1 protein-coding gene is annotated in these 3,260 nt (G+C 71.9%); it reads right to left on the reverse strand.

Annotation, left to right across the window (positions count from 1 at the left end):
* Positions 1-3,260 (reverse strand): type I polyketide synthase (locus JS521_RS34755; protein ID WP_205086855.1); only part of this gene is annotated, 3,260 nt, incomplete at both ends.

The raw sequence follows: 3,260 nt of genomic DNA on the forward strand, positions 1-3,260 counted from the left end.
GGTGTGGGGGTGGTGCGGGAGGGTGCGGGTGCTTCGGCTTCCAGGATGATGTGGGCGTTGGTGCCGCTGATGCCGAAGGAGGACACCCCGGCGCGCTGGGGGTGGTCGGAGCGGGGCCAGGGGCGTGCTTCGGTGAGGAGCTCGACCGCGCCGGTCGACCAGTCGACGTGGGTGGTGGGTTCGTCGGCGTGGAGCAGCGTCGGTGGCAGTTCTTCGTTGCGCATCGCCAGGACCATCTTGATGACGCCCGCGACGCCGGCTGCGGCCTGGGTGTGGCCGATGTTGGATTTCACCGCCCCCAGCCACAGCGGGCGGTCCGCGTCGCGGCCCTGGCCGTAGGTCGCCAGGATTGCCTGTGCCTCGATCGGGTCGCCGAGTTTGGTGCCCGTGCCGTGGGCCTCGACCGCGTCGACTTCCGGTGCGGTGAGCCGCGCGTTCGCCAGGGCTTGGCGGATCACGCGCTCCTGGGAGGGGCCGTTGGGGGCCGTCAGTCCGTTGGAGGCACCGTCCTGGTTGACCGCGCTCCCCCGGACCACGGCCAGGACTTCGTGGCCGAGCCGTTCGGCGTCGGACAACCGTTCCACGAGGAGGAGGCCGACGCCCTCGGACATTGCGGTGCCGTCGGCGCCGGAGGAGAAGGCTTTGCAGCGTCCGTCGGAGGCCAGACCGCGCTGGCGGTCGAATTCGGTGATCACTCCGGGGGTGGCAAGGACGGTGACGCCGCCGGCGAGCGCCATCTCGCACTCGCCGTTGCGCAGAGCCTGCACGGCCAGGTGGAGTGCCACCAGGGAGGAGGAGCAGGCGGTGTCGACGGTGACGGCCGGTCCTTCGAGGCCGAAGGTGTAGGCGAGCCGGCCGGATGCCACGCTGGTGGTGGTGCCGGTCATCAGGTGGCCGAGTGCGTTGTCCGGGAGTTGCATGCCGACGCCGTACTGGGCGTGGGCGGCGCCGATGAACACTCCGGTGGGTGTGCCGTGGGCGTGCGAGGTGGCGATTCCGGCGGATTCGAAGGCTTCCCAGGCGGTTTCGAGGAGCAGCCGCTGCTGCGGGTCCATGGCGAGGGCTTCGCGCGGGCTGATTCCGAACAGTGCGGCGTCGAATTCTGTCGCTGCGTCGAGGAATCCGCCGCGGGCCGCTTCGGCGGCGACGATGTCCAGCGGCCAGCCCCGGTCGGTGGGGAAGGCGGTGGTCGCGTCCACGCCTTCGCGGACGAGGGGCCAGAGGTCTGCCGGGGAGGTGACGTGGCCGGGGAGCCGGCAGGCCATGCCGACGATGGCGATGGGTTCGTCGGCTGCGGTGGCGGAGTTGAGCCGGTTGCGTAGTTCGACGGCGGTGAGCGAGTCGAAGCCGAGGTCGCGGAAGGCGTGGCGGGCGCCGACGGCGTCGGCCCGGGTGTGGCCCAGTACGGTCGCGGCGTTGCCTCGGACGAGGTCCAGTACGAGGTCGCGCCGGTCGGTGGCGGACAGTGCGTGCAGTCGGGTGGCGAGCGCGGTGCGGTTTTCCTCGGTCCGGCCGGCTGCGCGCCGGCCGGCGGGGCGGATGAGGCCGCGCAGCAGTGCGGGGACCTCGCTGCTGCGGGTGAGGTCGAGGGGGATGGGCAGCAGGTGGGGGGTGTGTGATGCGGCTGCGGCGTCGAACAGTGCCAGGCCCTGCTCGGTGCGCAGGGTGGTGGTCTTGCGGTTCGGGGCCGGGGTGGTGTCGTCGAGGAGGTGGCCGGTCATGGTGCTGGCCTGCTGCCAGAGGCCCCAGCCGAGGGACTGTGCGGGCAGGCCGCGGGCGCGGCGGTAGGAGGCGAGGGCGTCGAGGAAGCTGTTGGCGGCCGCGTAGTTGGCCTGGCCGCCGGTGCCGAGGGTGGCGGAGGCCGAGGAGTAGAGGACGAACAGGGCGAGGTCGGTGTCGAGGGTGAGGTCGTGGAGGTTGACGGCGGCGTCGACCTTGGGGCGGAGTACCGCCTCGACCCGTTGGGGGGTCATGGATGCGAAGACGCCGTCGTCGAGGATGCCGGCGGCATGGATCACGCCGGTCAGGGGGTGCTGGTCCGGTATCGCGGCGAGTACGTCGGCGAGCGCGGTGCGGTCGGCGGCGTCGCAGGCGGTGACGGTTGCTCGGGCGCCCAGGGCGTGGAGGTCGGCGAGGAGTTCGGTCGCGCCGGTGCTGTCGGCGCCCTGGCGGCTGAGGAGGGTGAGGTTGCGTACGCCGTGTTCGGTGACCAGGTGCTTGGCGAGGAGGCCGCCGAGTGTGCCGGTGCCGCCGGTGATGAGGACGGTGCCGTCGGGGTGGAGCGGCGTCGGTACGGTGAGTACGTTCTTGCCCACGTGGCGGGCCTGGCTGATGTGTCGGAATGCGGGTACCGCTTCGCGTACGTCCCATGCGGTGAGCGGCAGGAGGTCCAGTGCGCCGGTGTTGAAGAGGTCGAGGATGTCGGTGAGGATCTCCCGGACCCGGTCGGGTCCGGCCTCGGCGGGGTTGAAGGCCTGGTAGCGGACGCCCGGGTGGTCGGCTGCGACCTGTGCGGCGTCGCGGAGGTCGGTGCGGCTCAGGTCGGCGAACCGGCCGCCGTCGCCGAGGAGGCGCAGGGACGCGTCGACGAATTCGCCCGCGAGGGAATTCAGTACCACGTTCACGCCGCGGTCGCCGGCGGCGGCCCGGAAGCGCTTTTCGAAGCCCAGGTCGCGGGAGGAGGCGATGTGTGTGTCGTCGAGGCCGGCGGCGCGCAGGGTGTCCCATTTGGTGGGTTTGGCGGTGCCGAACACTTCCAGGCCGAGGTGGCGGGCGAGTTGTACCGCTGCCATGCCTACGCCGCCCGCGGCGGAGTGCACGAGTACCGATTCGCCCGGCTGGGCGTCGGCCACGTCCACCAGCCCGTAGTAGGCGGTGGCGAAGGCGACCGGTACGCCGGCGGCTTGGGCGAAGGTCCAGCCGGTGGGTATGGGGGCCAGCAGTCGGTGGTCGGTGATCGCGCCGGAGGCTATGCCGCCGGTGAAGAATCCGAAGACGCGGTCGCCGACGGCGAGTTCGGAGACCTCGGGGCCGGTCTCGGTCACGATGCCGGCTGCTTCGGCGCCCATCTGCGCCTGGTCCGGGTACATCCCGAGTGCGAGCAGTACGTCGCGGAAGTTGACGCCGGCTGCGCGTACGGCGACCCGTACCTGGCCGGCGGTGAGGGGGGTGTCGGCGTCGGGGGCGGGGATCAGCGCCAGGTTGTCGAGGGTTCCCTCGTCGGTGACGTCCAGTCGCCAGGCGGCGGGTCCGGCGGGGAG

The organism is Streptomyces durocortorensis (genome assembly GCF_016901035.1).
GTDB classification, from domain to species: Bacteria; Actinomycetota; Actinomycetes; order Streptomycetales; family Streptomycetaceae; genus Streptomyces; species Streptomyces durocortorensis.